14 protein-coding genes are annotated in these 21,496 nt (G+C 72.7%); 3 read left to right on the forward strand and 11 right to left on the reverse strand.

Features of this window, described 5'->3' with window-relative positions:
* Nucleotides 1–607: 607 nt before the first annotated feature.
* Complete coding sequence (locus BLT82_RS17195) at nucleotides 608–1,615, reverse strand: stage II sporulation protein M (RefSeq protein WP_093655725.1); 1,008 nt, start codon at nucleotides 1,613–1,615, stop codon at nucleotides 608–610.
* Nucleotides 1,616–1,789: 174 nt separating this feature from the next.
* Here BLT82_RS17195 and BLT82_RS17200 point away from each other — a divergent pair, with 174 nt between their 5' ends.
* Nucleotides 1,790–2,848, forward strand: coding sequence for an RDD family protein (locus tag BLT82_RS17200; protein ID WP_208867940.1), 1,059 nt, complete (start codon nucleotides 1,790–1,792; stop codon nucleotides 2,846–2,848).
* A 218-nt stretch (nucleotides 2,849–3,066) separates the two neighbouring features.
* Here the strand turns inward: BLT82_RS17200 and BLT82_RS17205 are convergent, their stop codons facing one another.
* Both BLT82_RS17205 and ahcY read right to left on the reverse strand, forming a co-directional pair.
* Entirely contained in the window at nucleotides 3,067–3,681 is a 615-nt protein-coding gene (locus BLT82_RS17205; protein ID WP_093655727.1) for a hypothetical protein, read from the reverse strand.
* Between the two features lie 136 nt (nucleotides 3,682–3,817).
* Nucleotides 3,818–5,275 (reverse strand): adenosylhomocysteinase, encoded by a 1,458-nt coding sequence (gene ahcY, locus BLT82_RS17210; RefSeq protein WP_093655729.1) that lies wholly within the window; start codon nucleotides 5,273–5,275, stop codon nucleotides 3,818–3,820.
* Nucleotides 5,276–5,728: 453 nt separating this feature from the next.
* Here ahcY and BLT82_RS17215 point away from each other — a divergent pair, with 453 nt between their 5' ends.
* Nucleotides 5,729–7,903 carry a fructose-specific PTS transporter subunit EIIC gene (locus tag BLT82_RS17215; protein ID WP_167746036.1) on the forward strand — a complete coding sequence of 725 codons (2,175 nt, stop codon included), beginning with the start codon at nucleotides 5,729–5,731 and terminating at the stop codon, nucleotides 7,901–7,903.
* 95 nt (nucleotides 7,904–7,998) lie between these two features.
* Here the strand turns inward: BLT82_RS17215 and BLT82_RS17220 are convergent, their stop codons facing one another.
* The 6 genes from BLT82_RS17220 to BLT82_RS17245 form a co-directional block, all read right to left on the reverse strand.
* Nucleotides 7,999–8,976, reverse strand: coding sequence for a cation diffusion facilitator family transporter (locus BLT82_RS17220; RefSeq protein ID WP_093655731.1), 978 nt, complete (start codon nucleotides 8,974–8,976; stop codon nucleotides 7,999–8,001).
* A gap of 134 nt (nucleotides 8,977–9,110) precedes the next feature.
* Complete coding sequence (gene manA / locus BLT82_RS17225) at nucleotides 9,111–10,262, reverse strand: mannose-6-phosphate isomerase, class I (RefSeq protein ID WP_093655733.1); 1,152 nt, start codon at nucleotides 10,260–10,262, stop codon at nucleotides 9,111–9,113.
* A 351-nt stretch (nucleotides 10,263–10,613) separates the two neighbouring features.
* Nucleotides 10,614–11,747 (reverse strand): SIS domain-containing protein, encoded by a 1,134-nt coding sequence (locus tag BLT82_RS17230; protein ID WP_093655735.1) that lies wholly within the window; start codon nucleotides 11,745–11,747, stop codon nucleotides 10,614–10,616.
* A gap of 50 nt (nucleotides 11,748–11,797) precedes the next feature.
* Nucleotides 11,798–11,980 (reverse strand): Trm112 family protein, encoded by a 183-nt coding sequence (locus BLT82_RS17235; protein ID WP_093655737.1) that lies wholly within the window; start codon nucleotides 11,978–11,980, stop codon nucleotides 11,798–11,800.
* A 428-nt stretch (nucleotides 11,981–12,408) separates the two neighbouring features.
* On the reverse strand, nucleotides 12,409–13,785 hold the full coding sequence (locus tag BLT82_RS17240) for a phosphomannomutase/phosphoglucomutase (RefSeq protein ID WP_093655739.1): 1,377 nt from the start codon (nucleotides 13,783–13,785) through the stop codon (nucleotides 12,409–12,411).
* Nucleotides 13,786–14,027: 242 nt separating this feature from the next.
* Nucleotides 14,028–14,456 (reverse strand): DUF3499 domain-containing protein, encoded by a 429-nt coding sequence (locus tag BLT82_RS17245; protein WP_093655741.1) that lies wholly within the window; start codon nucleotides 14,454–14,456, stop codon nucleotides 14,028–14,030.
* 400 nt (nucleotides 14,457–14,856) lie between these two features.
* Here BLT82_RS17245 and BLT82_RS17250 point away from each other — a divergent pair, with 400 nt between their 5' ends.
* A complete protein-coding gene (locus BLT82_RS17250; RefSeq protein ID WP_093655743.1) occupies nucleotides 14,857–15,285 on the forward strand; it encodes a metallopeptidase family protein in 429 nt (142 codons plus the stop codon).
* Nucleotides 15,286–15,571: 286 nt separating this feature from the next.
* Here the strand turns inward: BLT82_RS17250 and BLT82_RS17255 are convergent, their stop codons facing one another.
* Complete coding sequence (locus BLT82_RS17255; RefSeq protein WP_093655745.1) at nucleotides 15,572–17,149, reverse strand: DUF5719 family protein; 1,578 nt, start codon at nucleotides 17,147–17,149, stop codon at nucleotides 15,572–15,574.
* Complete coding sequence (locus tag BLT82_RS17260; RefSeq protein ID WP_093655747.1) at nucleotides 17,146–20,868, reverse strand: glycosyltransferase family 2 protein; 3,723 nt, start codon at nucleotides 20,866–20,868, stop codon at nucleotides 17,146–17,148. The genes BLT82_RS17255 and BLT82_RS17260 overlap by 4 nt, the downstream gene beginning before the upstream one ends.
* Nucleotides 20,869–21,496 lie beyond the last annotated feature (628 nt).

Here is a 21,496-nt window from a genome sequence, read left to right on the forward strand (position 1 = left end):
CGTCCTGAGCCAGGATCAAACTCTCCGTGAATGCTTCCCCGTGATCGGGGCGAACACATCACGAGAGCGGAACCAGGAAGAGGAATAGTCTTCCCGGTTCACAGCGTCCTCGCTGTGTTTTTTCAAAGGAACCACGACCATCCGTGCGGATGGACGGGGTTATCAACATATCTGGCGTTGACTTTTGGCACGCTGTTGAGTTCTCAAGGAACGGACGCTTCCTTCGTACTCACCCGCAGAACATTCTCTGGGGCTTTCCTCCGGGCGCTTCCCTTCGGTGTTTCCAACCTTACCAGATCCGTTTTCCGTTCCGTTCCCGGTTCGGAATTCATTTCCGGTGGCCGCTGGAGGGCCTTTTGTCTTTCGACGTTCCCGACGCTATCAGAATCTTCCGCAGCCGAGCTAATCGGCTTGGCGATCCGGATAAGGATTCGAGAGTGGCTCCACGGAAATGTTATTTCCGATGAGAGCGAGAGAGACTCTAGATGGTGGCGCTCGAAGTTGTCCACTCCGAGGCAACCGTTTGAATCTACCTCCCCACGCGGTCCGTGTCAACGGTTCTGGTGGGCGAAGAGGAGACTAGCAGCTCAGACACCGTGCTCGCACATCAGGCAGCAGTCGGCACCTCGGCGCTGCGCTCCGAAGCGTCGAGGTCACCTGTCTGCCCTGCTCGGGCCGCTCGGCCCCCGAGTACGTACACGTACGCCAGGAACGCCAGCTCAGCGACGACTCCGATGGTGATCCGGGCCCAGGTCGGCAGGCCCGAGGGGGTCACGAAGCCCTCGATGACACCGGAGACGAAGAGGACCAGGGCGAGACCGATGGCCATGCCGATGGCGGCACGCCCCTGCTGGGCGAGTGCGGCCCGCCTCGACATCGGGCCCGGGTCGATGAGCGTCCAGCCGAGGCGGAGACCGGTGCCGGCTGCGACGAAGACCGCGGTGAGTTCGAGCAGACCGTGCGGGAGGACGAGGCCCAGGAATGTGTCGAGTCGGCCGGCAGACGACATCAGGCCGATGCCGATGCCGAGGTTCGCCATGTTGAGGAAGAGGATCCAGAGCACCGGCACGCAGAGGAAGGCCCCGAACACCAGGCACATCGCGGCCGCCTGGGCGTTGTTCGTCCAGACCTGGGCGGCGAACGACGCCGCGGGATTGCTCGAGTAGTACGTCTCGTACTGCCCGCCGGGGCGGGTGAGCTCGCGAAGCTGGTCGGGGGCGGCGATGACTCCCTGGACCTCGGGGTGCGTGCCGATCCACCAGCCGATGACGGCGGCGAGGAGCGTGGAGAGCACGGCGGTGGGGATCCACCAGTGCCGGGAGCGGTAGACCGCCGCCGGGAAACCCGCGGTCAGGAAGCTGACGGCATCCCGCCATGACGCGCGGCGGGTACCGGTGACGACGGCACGGGCGCGGGCGACGAGCTGGGTCAGCCGAGCCGTGATCATGGGATCCGGGGCGCTGGACTGGATCAGGGAGAGATGGGTGGCCGTGCGCTGGTAGAGCGCGACGAGCTCGTCCGCCTCGGCGCCGGTGAGGCGGCGGCCGCGGCCGAGGAGGTGGTCCAGACGGTCCCACTCCGCCCGGTGGGTCATGACGAATACGTCGAGGTCCATGGTCGGCTGCTGCTCCAGGCACTGATCCGGCCCGCCACGGGGGCGGTGCGTACAACGACTCGTACAACTGCTCGTACTACTGCGGCGCGCTTGCGGGTCAGCTTGGCAGACTTGCGTACTGAGGGGTCGCGAAGGTCGAGGAACGCCTCAAGAGCTGTGGAGAGGGTGGGCGCCGTGAGCGGGGTTGTGACCGGGGATGCCGTCGTACTCGGGCTTCGTCCGGCGAGGCTACCGAGCCGCGCCCTGGCGCTGTTGATCGATCTTGCGCTCGTGTGGGCCGCGTACCTCCTCATATCCGTCGTGCTCGCGATGGCGACGGCGTCGCTGGACGAGGCGGCCGGCATGGCGGTGTCCATCGCGACGTTCGTCCTCGTTCTCGTCGGTGCGCCGATCGCCGTGGAGACGCTCAGCCACGGGCGTTCCCTGGGCAAGCTCGCCTGCGGGCTGCGGGTGGTCCGGGACGACGGGGGCCCGATCCGGTTCCGCCACGCGCTGGTGCGGGGAGCCATCGGGGTGGTGGAGATCCTGATGACCTTCGGAGCCATCGCCTGTATCGCCTCTCTGGTGTCGGCACGCGGGCGGCGCATCGGCGATGTGTTCGCCGGGACGCTCGTCGTCCGCGAGCGGGTGCCCACCGCCCGGTCCGTGTACGTGCCCCCGCCGCCGCCCTGGCTGGTCGGGAGGTTCACGGAGCTCGACCTGTCCGGTGTGCCGGACGATCTGTGGCTTGCGATACGCCAGTACCTGACGCGGATGAACCAGCTGGACGCGGAGGTCGGCCGGTCGTTGGCCGAGCGGCTGGCCGGTGATCTGGCCACGTGCACCGGGACGCCGGCCCCGGCCGGGGTGCCGGCGGGTGCCTATCTGGCGGCTGTCGTGAACGAGCGGCAGACCCGGGACACGCGGCGGGCGTACGCGGCGCTGTCGGTGAACCCCGCGGCTCCCGGACACCGCGGAGGTCCGGCGCCACAGCAGGCCCACTCGGCCCACCCGGCGCCGACGGCCCACTACGCGCCGGGAGCGCCCGGATTGCACGGCACGCCGGCCGCCTCCGCTCCCACTGCCGCGGGCTTCGCCGCGCCGGGTTCCCCCTCTGTGTCCACAGCCGGAGCCGCTGCAGCGGACGCCGGATCCGGTCATGCCGCGTCCGCGCCGGCCGGCCGGATCGGTGACGGTGCCGAGGGAACGGGACCGGGCAGGGCGGCGGCGACAGGGTTCGCTCCGCCCGCCTGAGAGCCGGCTCGGGAAGCCTCCCTCGGGGAAGCCTCCTCAGGTACCGGTTCGCAGGTACCGGCTCGGGGCCGCCTGCTGCGGCGGGGCCTGCGCCGGACGCCGGTCGGGCCGAAGCCCGATGAGCGCGAGAGTCCGCAGGAGCCTCGGGCCCTTCAGGCCGCAGGTCCGTGGGACCGCAGGGCCGTTCAGGCCGCAGGTCCGTGGGACCGCAGGGCCGTTCAGGGAAAGACGGAGGGCGGGGTCTCCAGGTCCTCGAGTTCGATGCCGGGGGCGGCGAGCACCACGTCGCCCGCGATGTGGACCGTGTGCTGCTCGCCGGTGTCCAGGGCGCCGACCTGGTACTCGTCCACTGTCAGAGGGCCGTTGTCAGTGGTGTGCGCTTCACTCTTCACCAGGGCCCAGGACTGGTCGACGGTTCGGGGGGCGAGCACCGGGTCCGTGAAGGCGACGAGGCGGACGCGGGTCGCGGGGGCACCGGGTGCGAGCCCGAGCAACCGTGCGGTCGCGACGAGGAAGGCGGGGGAGGTTCCGGTGAAGGCGTGGGCGCGGACATTGCCTTCTGAGGCGTCGGTTCCGGTGGGGTCGGTGCGCACCCAGGTGACGCCGTCGATCGCCGCGCCGCGGACCTGCCATCCCGCGGCGTGGAGCTCGAGCCGGATGGGGCGGCCGAGTTCGTCGAGCGCCAGATCGACGGAGCCCGCGTGGTCCCCGGAGGGGGTGGTCAGCTGCGAGACGTAACGCCAGCCGGAGGGGCCGGGGGCGCAGTGGAAGTGCTCTTCACCAAGGGGGGTGTGATCGTGCGGATCATGGAGCGAATAGCGGCCGCGGGGCATGGGGGTGCCTGACTTCTCCGGATGTACGGGGCAGGCCCCCGGCACGGGGGTGCGGGGGCCTGCCTGGTGCGCTGGTGCCACTGCCGGCGGGTACGCCAGCCGGTCGGATTGACCGGAGGGCTTACCCGGCGGTGGATCAGTAGCGGTAGTGGTCCGGCTTGTACGGGCCGTCGACCTGTACGCCGATGTACTCGGCCTGCTCGGGGCGGAGCGTCGTGAGCTTCACGCCGAGCGCGTCGAGGTGGAGGCGGGCGACCTTCTCGTCGAGGTGCTTGGGCAGCACGTAGACGTCGGTCGGGTACTCCTCCGGCTTGGTGAACAGCTCGATCTGCGCCAGCGTCTGGTCCGCGAAGGAGTTGGACATCACGAAGGACGGGTGGCCGGTCGCGTTGCCCAGGTTGAGCAGGCGGCCCTCGGACAGCACGATGATCACCTTGCCGTCCGGGAAGGTCCAGGTGTGGACCTGGGGCTTGACCTCGTCCTTGACGATGCCCGGGATGTTGGCGAGGCCGGCCATGTCGATCTCGTTGTCGAAGTGGCCGATGTTCCCGACGATGGCCTGGTGCTTCATCTTGGCCATGTCCGCGGCCATGATGATGTCCTTGTTGCCGGTGGTGGTGACGAAGATGTCGGCCTTGTCGATGACCTCGTCGAGGGTCGTGACCTGGTAGCCGTCCATCGCCGCCTGCAGCGCGCAGATCGGGTCGATCTCCGTGATGACCACGCGTGCACCCTGGCCGCGCAGGGACTCGGCGCAGCCCTTGCCGACGTCGCCGTAACCGCAGACGACTGCGACCTTGCCGCCGATCAGGACATCGGTGGCCCGGTTGATGCCGTCGATCAGCGAGTGGCGGCAGCCGTACTTGTTGTCGAACTTGGACTTGGTGACGGCGTCGTTGACGTTGATCGCCGGGAAGAGGAGGGCGCCGTCGCGCTGCATCTCGTACAGGCGGTGGACACCGGTCGTGGTCTCCTCGGTGACGCCGCGGATCTCGGACGCCAGGAGAGTCCACTTCTGCGGGTTCTCGCCGAGGGTGCGGTTCAGCAGACGGAGGATGTGGCCGTACTCCTCGCTGTCCGCGGTGGACGGGTCCGGGGCCTCACCGGCCTTCTCGAACTCGACGCCCTTGTGGACGAGGAGGGTGGCGTCACCACCGTCGTCCAGGATCATGTTCGGGCCGCCAGTGGGCGAGTTCGGCCAGGTCAGGGCCTGCTCCGTGCACCACCAGTACTCCTCCAGCGTCTCGCCCTTCCAGGCGAAGACCGGGACGCCTCGGGGGTTGTCCACGGTGCCGTTCGGGCCGACCGCGATCGCGGCCGCGGCGTGGTCCTGGGTGGAGAAGATGTTGCACGAAGCCCAGCGGACCTCGGCGCCCAGCGCCACCAGGGTCTCGATCAGGACGGCGGTCTGCACCGTCATGTGCAGCGAACCGGTGATCCGGGCACCGGCGAGGGGCTGCGACTCCGCGTACTCCTTGCGGATGGCCATCAGGCCGGGCATCTCGTGCTCGGCGAGGGTGATCTCCTTGCGGCCGAAGTCAGCCAGGGAGAGGTCGGCGACCTTGAAGTCCTGACCGGCGGCGACAGTCGTCATTGCGAGCTGCTCCTCAGAAAGGGTCGAGGGTGTTCGGGCGGGATGGCTCTGCGGTCGCTACGGCGAAAACGGACACGCGCACAAGCACACACGGTGCCGCTCGTGCGTGTCCGGACGCCGTGGACGTCCGCAGCGCAGTCCGTCGGAGGCCCTCTCTCCCTCGGTCGGTCCACTCGCGGACCGCCCGACCGCCATCAGCAGCGACGTCTGGCTCTGGTCACGAATCTACACCGATCGCCGTCGAGGCCCACAGCCCGCCCATGCCCGTTTTCCGGCCGGATACCGGGGCGGCCGGCCGGACCGAGGCACGTGTTCGGGGACTTTTGGCCCGGTGGTCATGTGGTGCACCATGCTCGTCGCGGATCGGGAAGACGGCGCGATCCGCACCCCCGAGCGTGAGGAGATCCCGTGACCAGCCCAGGGAACGAGCAGCGGAGGACGAGGCTGCTCGCCGTGACCGCCTGCCCCACAGGCATCGCCCACACCTATATGGCCGCGGAGAAGCTCGTGCAGGCCGCGGACGCTCTCGGCGTCGACATGAAGGTGGAGACGCAGGGATCCATCGGGGCTGAAAACGTACTCTCCGACAACGATGTCAGAGAGGCGGACGGGATCATCGTCGCGGCCGACAAGGACGTCGACCTCAGCCGCTTCACCGGCAAGCGGGTACTGAAGGTCGGGGTGGCCGAGGGAATCCGCCACCCCGAGCGGCTGATCGAGCGGGTGGGCGGTGCGCCGATCCACGGGGGCGCGGGCGCGGGCGCGGACTCGACCCCGGCGGCCCCCGGCGCCTCCGGGGCGGGCGCCGGCACCGGTAGCGGTAGCGGTGCGGGCGGCAGGGAGCGGAGCGTCGCGTACAAGGCGCTGATGAACGGTGTCTCGTACATGATCCCGTTCGTCGTGGTCGGCGGTCTGCTGATCGCGATCTCCCTCGCTCTGGGCGGCCATGCGACCCCGGAGGGCTACGCGATCCCGGAGGGCTCCTTCTGGGAGAGCGTTTTCAAGATCGGTGAGATCGGGTTCCAGCTGATGGTGCCGATCCTGTCCGGCTACATCGCCTACGCCATCGCCGACCGGCCGGCGCTGGTTCCGGGCATGATCGGCGGCTGGATCGCGAACACCGGGGCGCTGTACGACTCCGAGGCGGGCGCCGGGTTCATCGGCGCGATCGTGACCGGCTTCCTGGCCGGATACCTGGTGTTGTGGATCAAGAAGGTCAAGGTCCCCAGGTTCGCGCAGCCGATCATGCCGATCATCGTGATCCCGATCGTGGCGACGTCGGCGCTCGGCTTGTTCTTCATCTACGTCATCGGGAAGCCGATCGCCTGGGTCTTCGAGCATCTGACCAGCCGGCTGAGCGAGATGACCGGCACCAGCGCCGTCCTGCTGGGCGCGATCCTCGGCCTCATGATCGCGTTCGACATGGGCGGGCCGGTCAACAAGACGGCGTTCCTCTTCGGCGCCGGCCTCATCGCCTCCGGCAACCAGACGGTCATGGGCATGTGCGCGGCCGCGATCCCGGTCATGCCCCTCGGGCAGGGCCTCGCCACGCTGATCCGGCGCCGGCTCTACTCGGAGCAGGAGCGCGAGACCGGTATGGCGGCGCTGTTCATGGGCTTCTTCGGCATCTCGGAGGGTGCGATCCCGTTCGCCGCGGCGAGGCCCGCCCAGGTCATCCCGGCGAACATGCTCGGCGGCGCCGTCGCGGGTGCCCTGGCCGGGCTCGCGGGCGTGAAGGACGCGGTGCCGCACGGTGGGCCGATCGTCGCGGTGCTGGGCGCGGTCGGGGGCGTGCCGGTGTTCTTCCTGGCGATCCTCGCCGGCACGCTCGTGACGGCGCTGACCACGAATGCGCTGATCGGCATCAAGGAGCGGGGGGCGGGGCGCACCGTCCCGGTTCCGGCGCAGGCGGGTGCACCGGTGGACGCGCGGTTCGCCGTGCACGCGCAGGTGGTGGAGGGAGCGGCGCGCGTCGGGGGAGCGGCGCTCGTGGAGCCGGCACCGGCCGGTGCGCCGAAGGGAGGGGCGCCGGGCGGAGGGGCACCGACCGGCGGGACGGGTACCGGGGATGCCGAGGCGGCCGCCGGCGGGGGCAGCGAGGGCCAAGGCGCCGGAGCCGGCACGGAAGCCGTGTGGGAGGCCGGACCCGGGACCGAGCCGGGCCCGGAATCCGAGGTGCTGTCCGGCCATCTCACCGCCCGGACCGTGAAGATCCGTCTCGAGGCCACGAGCAAGGACGCCGCCATCCGCGAGATGGCGGCGATGCTCGCGACGACGGGCAAGGTCACCGACGTCGAAGAGCTGGTGCGGGCGGCATTCGCCCGCGAGGAGCAGGGCACGACCGGCCTCGGTGAGGAGATCGCCGTCCCGCATGCCAAGACCGACGCGGTCACCGCTCCGGTCGTCGGCTTCGCGCGTGCGCCCGAGGGTGTGGAGTGGGGCTCGCCGGACGGCACGAAGGCCCGGCTGATCTTCATGATCACGGTTCCGGAGGCGGCCGCGGGCGACGAGCACCTGCGGATCCTGTCGCTCCTGTCGCGCAAGCTGACGAACGCGGGGTTCCGTGAGCGGCTGCTCGCGGCGCCGGACGAGACGTCCGTCCTGCGGGTGCTGGCGGAGATCGCGTAACCGGTCTCGGGGCTCCCGGGCACACGCGAGGGCCCCCGTACCGCCGTCGCGGTACGGGGGCCCTCGCGTCGTACGGACGGGCCGAGATGCCGTCGTCAGTGAGCTGTCTCGGGGCCGGTGCCGCCCGGGGTCTTGGCCGGGTCCGCGCCCGCCGCCGCGGCCGCCTCGCTGTAGATGTCGGGCTCCAGGTAGATGACACGCGCGATCGGGACCGCGGTGCGGATGCGGTCCTCGGCGGCGTTGATCGCCGTGGCCACCTGCTCCGCCGTGTTGTCGTGCCGGACCGCGATCTTGGCCGCCACCAGCAGTTCCTCGGGGCCGATGTGGAGGGTGCGCATGTGGATGATGCCGGTGACCGTGTCGCCGTCGACGGTCGCCGCCTTGATCTTCTCGACGTCCTCCAGGCCGGCCGCCTCACCGAGCAGCAGGGACTTCGTCTCGGCCGCGAGCACCAGAGCGATCAGGATGAGGAGGATGCCGATGCAGAGGGTGCCGATGCCGTCCCACACGCCGTTGCCGGTGATCAGGGCGAGACCGACGCCGAAGAGGGCGAGGACCAGACCGACGAGCGCGCCGAGGTCCTCGAGGAGGACGACCGGGAGCTCGGGGGCCTTGGCGTGGCGGACGAACTCCTTCCAGGAGCGCTTGCCGCGCAGGACGTTGGACTCCTTGATGGCCGTACGGAACGAGAAGGTCTCCGCGATGATCGCGAAGACGAGCACGCCGATCGGCCAGTACCAGTCCTCGATGGCGTGCGGGTGCGCGATCTTCTCGTATCCCTCGTAGATCGCGAACATGCCGCCGACCGAGAAGAGCACGATCGAGACGAGGAAGGCGTAGATGTAGCGCTCGCGGCCGTAGCCGAAGGGGTGCTCCGGGGTGGCCGCGCGCTTGGCCTTCTTGCCGCCGAGGAGCAGCAGTCCCTGGTTGCCGGAGTCGGCGACCGAGTGGACGCTCTCCGCCAGCATCGACGAGGAGCCGCTGAAGAGGAACGCCACGAACTTGGCTACTGCGATCGCGAGGTTCGCGGCGAGGGCCGCGACGATCGCCTTGGTTCCGCCTGACGCGCTCATGGGTGCGTGGTGTCCCTTCGTTCCTGGTTTCCGTGGGCTCCCGGGGGGTTCCCGCGGTTCGGGGGCCGCGGTTCCGGGGTGGAGCTCCTGCGTTACGGCGGGACATTGTTGCAGCAGCTCCGACGGAGGCCGAGTCAGACCGCCACGGTGGCCCGGAAGACGGTACCCGTACCGGACAGTTCGGCTTTTTCGCCCGCTGGAACGAACACGGACTCCCCCGGGGCGAGGGTGAGTTTCCCGGCCTTCGGCCGTCCCGCCGTCGCCAGCAGGATCTGGGGGGTGGGCAGGGTGAGGTCCACCGGGGCGGCGCCTTCCGGCCGGACGAAGCGGGAGAGCCGGAACTCGTCGATCGGGGTGTCGTACAGCTCCTCCCCGGACGGCGAGGCCTCCGGCCGCAGGACGCCGGGATCGCCCGCCTCGAAGCACACGACGCGCAGGAGTTCGGGGACGTCGACGTGCTTCGGGGTCAGCCCGCACCGCAGCACGTTGTCGGAGTTCGCCATGATCTCCACGGCGAGTCCGCCGAGGTATGCGTGCGGGACCCCGGCGCCGAGGAACAGCGCCTCCCCGGGCTGCAGTCGTACGTGGTTGAGGAGCATGGCGGCGATGACGCCGGGGTCGCCCGGGAAGTGGTGGGCGATGGCGGCGAAGGGGGCGTACGGCCCGCCGAGCCGTTCCGCGGCTGCCGCGGCCTCGGCGACGGTGTGGGCCATCTCCTCAGGGTCGGCGGAGAGGACCGCCGTCAGCACCTCGCGCAGCGCGGCCTCCTCGGGGTGGGCGTGGAGGAGGTCGACGTACGGCTTGAGGGAGTCGACGTCGAGCCCCGCGATGAGGTCGGCCGCCTCGGCGGGCGGGCGGAAGCCGCACAGGCCGTCGAACGGGGTGAGCGCGCAGACCAGCTCCGGCTTGTGGTTGTCGTCCTTGTAGTTGCGGTGGGGCGCGTCGAGGGGAATGCCCGCCTTCTCCTCGGCGGCGAACCCCTCCTGCGCCTGGGCGCGGTCCGGGTGGACCTGCAGGGACAGGGGGGCGCCGGCGGCGAGCAGTTTGAGGAGGAAGGGGAGCCGGGGGCCGAAGGCCTCGAGGGCCGGGCGGCCGAGCTCGCGCACCGGATCGGCCCCGATGATGTCGTGCAGTGAGCCGCGGCCCGTCCGCGACGGCGCACCGGGGTGGGCGCCCATCCACATCTCCGCCTGCGGCTCACCGGTCGGTGCGGCGCCGAGGAGTTCCGGGATGAGCGTGGTGGACCCCCAGGCGTAGGGGCGCACGGTGTTGGAGAGGCGGTCCATGAGGGGTGATCCTCGACTCGATACGTGGCGGATGCGTGGCTGGTGCGTGTCTGCAGTGTGACCGGTGCGGTGTCCGTCCGTCCCGCCGGGCCGGGCGTCCGGAGCATCGGGCAGGGCGTGCGTCGGGCCTGGCGTCCGGAGCGCCCGGCCCGGGACCGGTTGTCTCCGGGTGCGGGCCCGGCGCCGGCCCCATGGTCGGATCCGGGGTGCGGGCGTTGGAGTCCGGGGCCAGGGGGGTCCGGTCCGGATACCGGGGCCTTGGTCCGGATGCGAATCGTGGTCCCGATGCGGATGGCGGATGCGGGATGGCGGTTGGCGGGCCCTCGGTCCGGGGCCCCGGCCGGTGGGCCGTCAGGCGTGGCCGTTGCTCGCGAGAGCCAGGTACCCGGCGGCGAAGTCCGTCACGGCGAGGAGCTCCGCGAGGGTCTCCAGCGTGCTGCCGTCCTCCGGCTCCAGTTCGCTGACGGCGGTGTCGTGGCTGAGCGCGAGTTCGCGCGCGGCCGGGGCCGCGGTGAACCCGTCGTCCGGACTGTCCCTCAGCAGCAGGACCCGGGCCCTGACGGCCTGCGGCTCCTCGACCCGGTCGCGGAAGAAGTCGTCCGGGTCGGCCCCGGCCGCGAAGGTGCCCGCGAGGAGCATGCCGTGGGCGGGCAGTGCCTCGGGAAGCTCCGCTGAGAGGGCGGGCCGGCCGGCGAGCTCGGCCAGTACGGCGGCGAACCGGCGGCCGACGGGCCCTGCCGCGCCCTCCGTCCAGATCAGCGGGAGCGTGTCCGCGAATTCGGCCGCGAGGGTCTTGGCGGGGTTGCTGTACGTCGCGATCGCCGGGCCGCAGCGCTCGGCGATGCGGTCGAGGCGGTCGGCGACGCTCTGCATCACGTCCGGGGCGGCCGCGATCAGGCCGACGCGGTCGAGCAGCGCGAGGAGTGGGGTGAACAGGGCCCAGAAGGCGCCGGGGCTCGCCGCGCTCCGGGTCTCCTCGTACAGCTCGTACGGCGCCCCCGCCATGGGGACGACCAGGCCGTGGACACCGTCGACGGCCTCGGAGAGCGGGGAACGCTGCGGGGCGACGGCGACGACGGTGCAGCCCCGCCGGTACGCCTGCTCGGCGAGCAGGGCCAGTCCCGGTTCGCTGCCGTCGGCCGTGGCGATGAGGAGGAGGTCGACGGAGCCGGCCCAGCCGGGGAGCGCCCAGCGCAGCGCGCCGGCCGCCGGAGCGACACCGCCGGGGTGGAGGCGGGTGACCGGCGCGGTGGGTCCGGCCAGCTCGGCGAGGAGGTCTGCGACGCCCGTGGCCGCGGTGCCGGGCCCCGCGATCAGGACTGCCCGCGGGCGGCCCTCCGGAGTCAGCTCGGCGATGCCCGCCTCGGCGGCGTGCCGGGCGGCGGTACGTACGCGTGCCCCGGCCTCCGCGGCGCCGCGGAGCAGACCGCGGCGATCGGCGCGGGCGAGGGCTTCCGGGGCGTCGAGGAGTGACTCGTCGAGCATGGGGTGGGCCTCCGTATCGCCGAACAGCCGGACAGGTGGGGGCTTGTCGCTTACCCGGGGCGGCGGGCCTCGTCCACGAGCAGTACGGGGATGCCGTCCCGTACGGGGTACGCCAGGCCGCAGTCCTTGCCGGTGCAGATCAGCTCGGGGGTTTCGGCAGCCGTCGCGTCGTCGAGCGGAGCGTGGCAGGCCGGACAGGCGAGGATCTCCAGAAGGCCGGCTTCGAGCGGCATGGGGTTGTCCTTTCGAACATGCGGATTGGGCCACGTCAGCCTACCGCCGGGGGGCGGCCCGCGCGGCTCGGCGTGCGGGTGGGAGGGGGTGCGCCCGCACGCGTGGGACGAGTGCGCAACCACGCGTGGGACGGGTACGGCCTCGTCCGTACCGCGGTCCGGTCCGCGGAAGGGAAGGCCGGTGCGGTCCGCGGAAGGGAAGGCCGGTGCGGTCCGGTGGAGGGTGCGGTCCGTCCCGTGCGGTCCGGTCCGCGGGAGGAGGCCGGTGCGGGTCCCGTACGGTCCGGGCGGGACCGTGGGAGCCGGTGCGGGTCCCGTACGATCCGGGCCGCCGCACGTTCCCGAGGACCGCACGCCCCGGTCCGTCTCAGCCGCTCCCGACCGCCATCAGCACTCCCGGAGCCCTCAGCCGCCGCTCCGGGCCCGCCTCAGCCGTTCCGGACCAGCGTCAGGACCTCGTCCCGCAGGGCCGACATCGTGGCCTCGTCGCGGGCCTCGACGTTGAGGCGGAGGAGGGGCTCGGTGTTGGAGGGGCGGAGGTTGAACCACCAGTCCGCGGTGGCGACGGTCAGACCGTCGAGGGTGTCGAAGGTGACGCCCTCGCGGGCCGCGAAGGCCTCGCGCACGGCGGCCGTGCGGCCGACCTGGTCCTCGACCGTGGAGTTGATCTCGCCGGAGGCGGCGTAACGGTCGTAGCGGCCGACCAGATCGGACAGCGGACCGTCGTGGGTTCCGAGCGCCGCCAGGACGTGGAGGGCGGCGAGCATGCCCGTGTCGGCGTTCCAGAAGTCGCGGAAGTAGTAGTGCGCGGAGTGCTCGCCGCCGAAGATGGCGCCGCTGCGGGCCATCTCCTCCTTGATGAAGGAGTGCCCCACGCGCGTGCACACGGGTGTGCCGCCGTGTTCGCGCACGATCTCGGGCACCGACCACGAGGTGATCAGGTTGTGGATGATGACGCCGCCGCCGTTCTTGGCCAGCTCGCGGGCCGCGACCAGGGCCGTGATCGCCGACGGGGACACCCCCTCGCCGCGCTCGTCGACGACGAAGCAGCGGTCGGCGTCGCCGTCGAAGGCGAGGCCGATGTCCGCGCCCTCCGCGCGCACCCGCTTCTGGAGGTCCACCAGGTTCTCGGGGTCGAGCGGGTTGGCCTCGTGGTTCGGGAAGGTTCCGTCCAGCTCGAAGTACATCGGGACGAGCTCGACCGGCAGGGACGCGAAGACCTTGGGGACGGTGTGGCCGCCCATGCCGTTGCCCGCGTCCACGACCACCTTCAGCGGGCGGATCGTCGCCAGGTCCACGAGCGACAGAAGGTGGGAGGAGTAGTCGTCGAGGGTGTCCCGCTCGGTGACCGACCCCAGGACGTCCACGGGCTCGGGGGCACCGGACGCGAGCCAGGACTCGACCAGCTCGCGGATCTCCTTCAGGCCCGTGTCCCGGCCCACCGGCTTCGCTCCCGCGCGGCACATCTTGATGCCGTTGTACCGGGCGGGGTTGTGGGAGGCCGTGAACATCGCGCCCGGCAGCATGAGCTGCCCGGACGCCGAGTACAGCTGGTCCGTCGAGCAGAGACCGATCATGGTGACATCGGCGCCCCGGGCGGCGGCTCCCCGGGCGAAGGCGGCCGAGAGACCCGGCGACGAGGCCCGCATGTCGTGGCCGACGACGATGGCGTCAGCGTCGGTGACCTGAACGAAGGCGGATCCGAACAGCTCGGCCAGCGACTCGTCCCACTGATCCGGCACCACCCCGCGCACGTCGTACGCCTTCACGATCTGTGACAGATCAGCAGCAGAGGATGCAGCCACGGCCCAACCTTCCCGAATTCCCTGTGGTCGCAACAAACTACCCGCCGGGGCATGGCCGGCCGAGGTCAGGCCCGAAATTCGGGGCGGATCGGCGCCGGCGGGTGGCCGGACCGGTCACAGCGCCGGAGCGGGACGAGGACCTCACCTCGGAGCTGGACCGCGTCGGAGCGGGACGAGGACGCCATCTCGGAGCTGGACCGCGTCGGAGTCGGATCCGGGACGCCGCCGCGGATCCGGGCGCGTCAGGAGTCGGGTGAGCGCAGTACCCGGAGGTGCCCCCGCCGGGCGACCTCCATCGGGTCGGACCTGCGGGCAGCGGGGCCGCCGCCGGCCTGAGCCGCGCGCTCCTGGGGGCGGGCCGCCTCCCGCACCGCGTTCGCCAGCGCCTCGAGATCGTCGCCGCTGGGCCGGGCCGGGCCGGAGGCGTCGGAGAGCCGGACGACCTCCCAGCCGCGGGGCGCGGTGAGCCGCTCGCTGTGCTCGGCGCACAGGTCGTAGCAGTGGGGCTCGGCGTAGGTTGCGAGGGGGCCGAGGACCGCGGTCGAGTCGGCATAGACGTACGTCAGTGTCGCGACGGCAGGACGGCCGCACGCGGTGCGCGAACAGCGACGTACAGGGCTCACGACGTTGGACGGTACCGCACTCTTGAGCGGGCCGCGACGACTCTCCACCACGTCACTCCACCGTGTCGCGTTGTGAGGTCCCGCACCGCCGCGTTCCGGCCAACTGTACTGACCTGCACGGGAGGAACGGCACCCGATCCGGGACCCCATGCGATCCAGTCACCACTACATACAAATTGCGTCATTCACGGCGAGTGAGGCGATCGCGGGGAGGTGCCGAATCGAGCCCAACCTTGGCCTGAATGTTCAATAAGCGACAAGCCGGCGCGGTTCGCCGGGAGAGGGCCGGGAGGCGGCGCCCGGGGCGCCCGGGGGACGTCATGCGCTGGCCGACGAAGCGTTCACGCCTCCGGGTGGTGGCCCGTCACCCACGAGGGCGATGCCCCGGGGTTCGCGAGGGGCAAGGCCCCCGTGCGGCCGGGTCCGGGAGAGCTACCCTGCGTCAGTGATGGACAGTTCCGTACCGCCCCGCCCCTCCGAGCCCAGGCCGCGCCGTCGCGACCGTCACGGCCGGGGGATGCGCGGGCCCGTCGCCCCGCCGCAGGTACCGCTCTCCGCCAGCCGGGCCGAGTCGTTCCGCGATCTCGTGCAGGACTCGGTGGAGCGGCTGGAGCGGCGCTGGCCCCAGCTGGCCGAGGTGGAGTTCCTCGTGCTGGACGTGCCGGGGCCTGCAGACGAGAGCGTGCCGCTGGGCAGCTCGCTGGCGGCGGGGAAGGGCAGGCCCGCGCAGATCGTGGTCTACCGGCGGCCGGTGGAGATCCGCACGAAGAACCGCGACGAGCGGGCACTGCTGGTGCACGAGGTGGTGGTGGAGCAGGTCGCGGACCTGCTCGGTCTCTCGCCGGAGTCGGTCGACCCTCGCTACGGCCAGGACTAGCCGGCCGGGTACGGACGGACGGGCCCGCGTCCGGGTGCGGACGGGCCGGGTCACGGACGGACGGGCTCGCGCGCGGCCGGGCCAAGCCCCGGGTGGGCGTGGCCGGCAGCGGTGCGGCCGGGGTCGCGACAACGCCGGTGGCACCGAGCCCGCGCCAAGAGCGGCACCGAGCCCCCGCCAAGCGCGGCACGGCCCGCCGGCGCCCCGACGGGGCGGTTGTGGCGTACCGCCGCGTCCGCCGCGCACCGGCTCGGGCCGGACGCGGTCGGACGGGGCCGGGGGCTCGTCAGTCGCCGAGGATGGAGAGGTCCTGCTCGGCCGCCGGGACCGCGACCAGACCGCGGTCGTCCGGCAGGGTCTGGACGGTGAACATCTGGATGCCGTCCTCCGGGAGCAGCAGCGTTCGGGCCGCGTGGACCGGCCCGCCGGACTGCGGCTCCACGGTCAGCGCGTAGGAGCCCTTCAGCCCGGCCGGGACGGGCGGGCTGACCGCGAGCGTCGTGCCTGCCTTGACCGTGTACGTCCTGACGGCCTGGGCGCCGCCCTCGGTGCCCGCCGACGCCGTCACCTTGACCTGGGCGGTCTCGCCGGGCGCGGTGAGGGAGAGCACCGAGCCCTTGGCCCGGTTGTCGGCGGCGGTGGCCCGCTCCGTGACGGGCGCGGTGGCCGGGATGTAGGCGATCTCCTGCTTGTCGCCGTTGCCCCGGGTGACCTGGAGGGCCGCGACGACCGGCGACGCCGGGGCGCCCTCGGCCGGGGACAGGAGGAGGGAGCCCGCCTCGCCCTTGGTGACGTCCTTCATGTCGAGCGAGGCCGTCATGCCGGACTTCACCCGCAGGCTCTCCGCACCGGCGGGGCTGATCGTGCCGGTCGCGCTCGCGAGCCGCACCTTCAGTTCCGCGTCGTCGTCACCGGGGGCGAACGCCACCAGCCGCACGGCGGTCGCGTCCGCCGGGATGCCCGGCAGCACGAGCGTGCCGGACGGGTCGGCGGAGGCCGGGAGCCAGTCGCTGCCGGTCTCCTCCCCGGCGCCCCGCACCGCCGCGCCGACCCGGCCGGTGCGGGTGGTGACGTGCACGGTCACGTCCTCGGCGGGATCGGTCGTCAGGGTCGAGAGCAGTACGGGGACGCTCGCGCCCGCGGGCACCTGGATGCCGTCGCTCAGCTGGGACTTGAGTGCGCCGTCCTTGCCGTAGAGCTCGATGTCGACGAGGGCGCCGGTGTCGTCCGGGTTGGTGAGGTGGACGTAGTCCTGCCGGTCCTTGGCGAGGCTCGCGCCCGGGAACCAGAGGTCCGTGTCGGGCGCTGTGCAGTTGACGCCGAGCACACCGCGTCCGCTTCCCGCGCTGACCGTGGTGGTCTGCTGGGTGGTCCAGCCGGGGGCGAGGCTGCCGGTGGCGGTGCCGACGAGCGCGGGGGCGGCGCTGCCGCTCGCCTTGGCGCCGACGGGCTTTCCGGGCTGCTTGAGGGAGACGACGGGCTTGTCGGAGGGGGGCTTCTTGGCGCTGCCGTCCTTCTCCGCCTCGCCCTCCTCGTCCTGCTTCTCCTCGGCGGCCTTGCCCGCGTCGTCGGCCGGGCCCCTCAACGTCGCGACGGAGGGCCGGAGTTCGGCCGTCGAGCCGCCGGAGGAGGGGGCGGCGGAGCCGCCGGCGCCGGACTGCGGGGTGAAGGACGTGTACACGGTCTCGGCGATGTCCGACGTCGCCGGGGCCGGGCAGAGCAGGGTGGAGCGCTCCACCGGCAGCCGGGCCGGTGCCGTCGCCCCCGTCTCCGCCCTGCCGTCCGGCGCGGTGAGCGCGGCGAACCCGGTCACGGCGGCGAGGGACGTCGCGGCGGCGAGGAGCGAGAGGGTCGTGCGGTTCACTGGTTGCTGCTCCCGTCGGGACGCTGCTCGTTCTCGTAGCCGTAGGGGTCGTACGGGCCCGTTTCCGACCCCGTCCCCGTACCCGTCCGGTAGGAGTCGTACTGCTGGGGGTCGTACTGCTGGGAGTCGTACTCCTGCCGGCCGTACTGCGGGTCGTACTGCTGCGGCTCGTACTGCTGCGGGTCGTACTGCCCGGGCTCGTACCGCCCGCCCTGCCCGCCGCCGTACTGCCCGGTCTCCGGGTAGGCGTACTGCTGCCCGGCGCCCTGGTACGGGTAGGGGTCGGCGTACTGGCCGTTCCCGTACGGGTCGTGGCCGGTGCCGGCCGGGGCGCGCTCGTCCGCGTGGGCCTGCTCGTCCCAGTCGGCGCCGTACTGCGGCTGTCGGGGCACCGAGGCGTAGGGGTCGGTGGCTCCGGCCTCCGGCCCGACCTCGGCCGCGGGGTCCGACTCCGCCTCGGCCGCCGCCTCGGCCTGCGCCGCGCGGAGCCGGCGGGCCCGGCGGCCCTCGCCCTCGACCGGCTGGGCCGGGATCTCGGGCTCCTCGTCGGGCAGGTCGTCGTCGATCTCACGGCGCCGGCCCGGCAGGGCCAGCACCACGAGGACGACGGCGAGCGCGCCCTGCGTCCAGATCCAGGCGGTGTGGGTGGCCGGGGCCTCGTGGGTGAGGTCGAGCCGGCCGCCCTCGGCGGGCAGCTCGAAGCCCTGGGCCCAGCCGTCCACGGTGGTGCGCTCCAGCGGACGGCCGTCGAGCGTGGCCTGCCAGCCGTCGTCGGCGCGGTCCGCGAGGCGCAGCACCCGGCCGTCGGGGCCCTTGGGGATGTCCGTGTGTGCCTCGACCGGCCCGGAGGCGACCGGCAGCGGCTCCGCCTCGCCGTTGACGATGACCGCGCGGGCGATCTGGCTGTCGACGCGCCACAGCGCGCTGCCGTCGAGCTGGCTGAGCCGGGACAGGCCGGGGGTGGCGTCGAGTACGCGGCCCATCTGGCGCGGCGCCCCGTCGCGGACCAGGACGTACCGGATGGCGAAGCCGCTGAGCTGGCTGGTCTGGTCGGCACCGGAGCCCGCGACGAGGTTGGCGACGACCTTGTCGAGGCGCGGGTCGCTGCCGGCGGCCTCGCTGAGCTCGGCGTCGCCGAGGCGCCCGCCGGAGCCGCGGACCAGTGTGTACGCCACCTTCGCCGGCGACGAACCGCCGAGGACGAGTGTGCGGGGCTGGTCGCGGGTGCTGCTCTCCTCGGCGACGAAGGCCGGCACCTGCACCGGGTCGCGGCGCTCCAGCGGGCCCGCAGCGCCGCTGATCATCCAGTTGAGGGCGGCGAACAGCGGGGCGGCCACGGCCGCCAGGGCGATGAGCGCGGCCACGGGCTGGCGCCAGCCGAAGCTCTGGGCGGCCACCCGCTCCCGGGCGCCCTCCGCTCCGACGACGGCGGCGGCGATCAGCGCGATGCCGTAGACGAGGGTGGCGGGTCCGGCCCAGCCCGAGCCGTTGGCCAGCGCCGCGAAGGCCAGCGCGCCGACCGCCACGGCCCAGGCGGCGCGGACCGCGAACTGCCGCTCGCCGCGCAGCAGGGCGGCGAGGGCGGCGAGCACCACGCCGACGAGGAGCAGTCCGCCGACGGTCTTGGGGCCGCCGGGGCTGATGCCGAGCAGGTCCAGCGGGGTCGCGGCGCCGGTGCCGAACTCCAGCCCCGCCTCGCGCAGGAAGCGGGACGGCTCGGTCAGCAGCGACAGCGACCAGGGCGCGAGGACCAGCAGCGGGGTGCCGGCCACCGCGAGGAAGCGCAGTCCGTAGGCGGTGATGTCACCGCGGCGCAGTACGAGCGCGAACAGGCCGAGGACGACGGCGAGCGGCCAGACCACGGGGGTGAAGGCCATCGCGAACGTCAGCAGCAGCGCGTACGCCCACGTGGCCCGCCAGCTGCCGCGAGTGCCGTCGGTGCGGGCAAGTCCGTAGGCGGCGACCGCGGCGCGGGCGATCAGCGGGAGCACGATCGCGAGGACGGCGGTGCCGAGCCGCCCGGTGGCGAGTGCGCCGGTGGCGGCGGGCAGGAACGCGTACGCCACGCTCGCCCAGGCCCGCAGCAGCCGGGACTCGATCAGCGGACGGGACGCGAAGTACGCCGTGACGCCCGCGAGCGGCACCGAGCAGACGAGCAGCAGCGTGATCGCGAAGCCGGTGGAGCCGAGGAAGAGCCCGGAGAGGATGCTCAGGATCGCGAGGTACGGCGGTGCCGTCTGGGTCCCGCCCGTGCCGAGGGGGTGCCAGGCGTCGGCGTAGCGGCTCCACAGCTCGGAGAGGTCGCCCGGCGCGGGCAGGAGGGCGCCGCCCGCGAGCGCGCCGCCGCCGAGGAGGCCGCGGCAGGCCACGAGGGAGACGAGCAGGAGGACCGCGAAGAGGACGGGTCCCGGTTTGCGGGCGATCTTCTTGAGCCGGGCGAACTGCTCGACCTCGAGGAAGTCGGCCTCGTCGCCGCCGGGACCGGATTCGACGGCTCCGTGCCGGGAGCCCCCGGAGTCGGAGTCGCGGCCGCTGCCGAGGCTGCCTGCGACCTGTTCGAAGGTGGCGCGAACGGTGGCGCCGGGCGGCGGGAAGAGCGGTCGCAGCTCGCCCGGGTCGACGAGGGCCTTGCCCCGCCTTCGTCGGGCGGCGAGGATCCGCTCCGGCCGCAGCAGGGTGCCGAGGAGGCCCATGACCTCGTCGACCGCCTGGCCTGGCACCTTGCCGACGAGATAGGCGAGGGTTCGCACAAGGGTGCCGAGGACGAGGCGGAGCAGGACGAAGGGGAGCGCCCTGCCGCGCGCGTTGACGAGCAGGGTGTAGACGGCGCCCGCCTTGTCGACGCGGTGCGGGCTGGCGACCGAGCGGCCCGCGCAGTCGACGGTGCGGCGCTCGCGGGCGGCGGCCTCGGCGTGCCGCAGGACGGCCCCGGGGGCGACGAACACGCTGTGGCCGGCGGCGTGGGCGCGCCAGCAGAAGTCGACGTCGTCACGCATCAGGGGCAGCCGCCGGTCGAAGCCGCCGAGCTCCTCCCAGACGTCGCGGCGCACGAGCATGCCGGCGGAGGAGACGGACAGCACGGAGCGGACCTGATCGTGCTGGCCCTGGTCCTGCTCCCGGCGGTCGAGGCCGGTCCAGCGGCGGCCGCTGTTGGCGATGGAGACGCCGGCCTCGAGGAGCTGCTTGCGGTCGTACCAGCCGCGCAGCTTGGGGCCGATGACCGCGGCGTACTCGTCGGAGTCGGCGACGCGGAGGAGTTCGGCGAGGGCGTCGGGGGCGGGTGCGCAGTCGTCGTGCAGCAGCCAGAGCCACTGGACCGGTTCGCCGTACGGCAGCTCCGGCATGTCGTACGCCTCGTCGCGCCAGGTCCTGGTCACGGGGTCCCAGCCGCCGGGCCGCTTCAGATAGGGCAGGTCGTCCGGGGTGAGCACCGGGGCGGTGCGGGCGGCCTCCTCGACGGCGCCGCCGAAGCCGGTGCGGCGGGCGAGGTGCAGGACCCGGTCGGCACCGAGCGCCTCGGTGACCAGCCGCGCCGAGTCGTCGGCGCTGCCGGTGTCGGCGGCGACGACGTTCTGTACGGGTCGCTCCTGGCCGAGCAGCCCGGCGAGCGCGTCGGGAAGCCACCGGGCACCGTCGTGGGAGACGAGTACGGCGGTGACGACGTGCCGCGGGAACTCGGGCGGGGTGGCGGGAACAAACTCCGCAGGGGTGGCGGACATTGAGGTACGGGCCCTCCGGCCGGTTCGCCCCCGCGAGGGGGCGCTGGAGCGTCTGGGACGGGGCCCCACACTAACGGTCCGGCGAAGTGCCGTGGCGCGGGCCGCCCACGCGGGGCCGGCGGCCGGGGCGGGCCGCTCCCCGGCAGCCCGGCGGGCGCCGGTCCGAGGCGGCCGGGTCAAGGACTTCGAACGGTTCGCGGCGGCTGCCGGGCGGGCGGACGGACGAAACGGACCGCCGCCGGGGAGTACAGCCGGGGCGACGGACCGTTCTTGTGCGGACGCGCGGACGCGCGGGTTGAGCGGTCTGCGGATGCGCGGACGCAGGTTGCACGGATGCGGGCGGCACGGATGCGCGGGTTGGGCGGTGTGCGGATGTGCGGGTTGTCCGAACGCGAAGGATGACGCGCGGGATGAGCCGTCGATCGGAGGTGCAGAGGGGTTCGCGTCGGGGCGGCCGAGGGCCGGGCCCATCGGACCGTACGCTCCGGGCCGAGTGGCGTGCGAACCGGTCGGTGAGCCGTACGCTCCGGGCCGAGTGACGCCGCAGGTGGTGGTGGGTGCCGCAGCGCGACGGGGCGGGGTGCCGGTCCGGCCTCGTTTGCGGCGCCGGACGCGAGCGACGGCCGGC

It is taken from the genome of Streptomyces wuyuanensis, from assembly GCF_900103455.1.
Lineage (GTDB): Bacteria > Actinomycetota > Actinomycetes > Streptomycetales > Streptomycetaceae > Streptomyces > Streptomyces wuyuanensis.

Excerpts from the sequence above, each read along its gene's own strand:
- manA (WP_093655733.1), bottom strand. The coding sequence starts at position 10,262 with ATGGACCGCCTCTCCAACACCGTGCGCCCCTACGCCTGGGGGTCCACC.
- BLT82_RS17205 (WP_093655727.1), bottom strand. The coding sequence starts at position 3,681 with ATGCCCCGCGGCCGCTATTCGCTCCATGATCCGCACGATCACACCCCC.
- BLT82_RS17230 (WP_093655735.1), bottom strand. The coding sequence starts at position 11,747 with ATGCTCGACGAGTCACTCCTCGACGCCCCGGAAGCCCTCGCCCGCGCC.
- BLT82_RS17250 (WP_093655743.1), top strand. The coding sequence starts at position 14,857 with ATGGACAGTTCCGTACCGCCCCGCCCCTCCGAGCCCAGGCCGCGCCGT.
- BLT82_RS17235 (WP_093655737.1), bottom strand. The coding sequence starts at position 11,980 with ATGCCGCTCGAAGCCGGCCTTCTGGAGATCCTCGCCTGTCCGGCCTGC.
- BLT82_RS17260 (WP_093655747.1), bottom strand. The coding sequence starts at position 20,868 with ATGTCCGCCACCCCTGCGGAGTTTGTTCCCGCCACCCCGCCCGAGTTC.
- BLT82_RS17220 (WP_093655731.1), bottom strand. The coding sequence starts at position 8,976 with ATGAGCGCGTCAGGCGGAACCAAGGCGATCGTCGCGGCCCTCGCCGCG.
- ahcY (WP_093655729.1), bottom strand. The coding sequence starts at position 5,275 with ATGACGACTGTCGCCGCCGGTCAGGACTTCAAGGTCGCCGACCTCTCC.
- BLT82_RS17195 (WP_093655725.1), bottom strand. The coding sequence starts at position 1,615 with ATGGACCTCGACGTATTCGTCATGACCCACCGGGCGGAGTGGGACCGT.